The sequence below is a fragment of the Campylobacter sp. 7477a genome (genome assembly GCF_014892335.1).
GTDB lineage: Bacteria > Campylobacterota > Campylobacteria > Campylobacterales > Campylobacteraceae > Campylobacter_A > Campylobacter_A californiensis.
Genome location: NZ_JADBJH010000035.1, coordinates 1 through 494 on the forward strand (window position 1 = coordinate 1; position 494 = coordinate 494).

Consider the following 494-nt stretch of genomic DNA (forward strand, 5'->3'; position numbering starts at 1 on the left):
AAATTTCATTGTTAAACCAAATTTCCACTTTAAAGACCCCTTTGATATAATTATGCTACCAACAAATTTCACACAAAGGAGTCGTTAAAATGGAAAAATTAAGTCAAAACGCCAAAGAGCAGTTGGCTCTAAATATATTAGAGAAACTTGGATGCTTTAAAGAGGCTAAACGTATAGCCTCCAAGTCAAACTTAAAATCTCACGGGCTACCCGAAGATAGCGTGAAATATCTCACAAATCGCTATATTACCGCTCTTGAGATGATTGACGAAGTTTGCGAAGCTCGTTAGATAAAAGTATGATTACAGGGGTTAAATCATACCCCTGTAACGCTCTTTTTTCTCTACAAAGCACGACCTCGGCATCCTCTTCTAAGAACATCTTAGCGATCAGCTCATCTCTTTGTTTAGACTGCTCTGTTCTAAGCTCGCTTATTTTACTCATACCTGCTCCTTTAAAGTTTTTTGGTTTAACAATGAAATTTAAAAGAACTC

General features: G+C 36.4%; 2 protein-coding genes. One reads left to right on the plus strand and one right to left on the minus strand.

Annotation, left to right across the window (positions count from 1 at the left end):
* Positions 1-89: 89 nt before the first annotated feature.
* Positions 90-290, plus strand: coding sequence for a hypothetical protein (locus CCAL5182_RS08995; protein ID WP_336610841.1), 201 nt, complete (start codon positions 90-92; stop codon positions 288-290).
* Here CCAL5182_RS08995 and CCAL5182_RS09000 read toward each other — a convergent pair.
* On the minus strand, positions 247-444 hold the full coding sequence (locus tag CCAL5182_RS09000; protein WP_336610842.1) for a hypothetical protein: 198 nt from the start codon (positions 442-444) through the stop codon (positions 247-249). The two genes, CCAL5182_RS08995 and CCAL5182_RS09000, sit on opposite strands and share 44 nt — an antisense overlap.
* Positions 445-494: the final 50 nt, after the last annotated feature.

What these genes read in the sequence shown, in the direction of transcription:
- CCAL5182_RS08995 (WP_336610841.1), top strand. Translation starts at nt 90, where the DNA reads ATGGAAAAATTAAGTCAAAACGCCAAAGAGCAGTTGGCTCTAAATATA.
- CCAL5182_RS09000 (WP_336610842.1), bottom strand. Translation starts at nt 444, where the DNA reads ATGAGTAAAATAAGCGAGCTTAGAACAGAGCAGTCTAAACAAAGAGAT.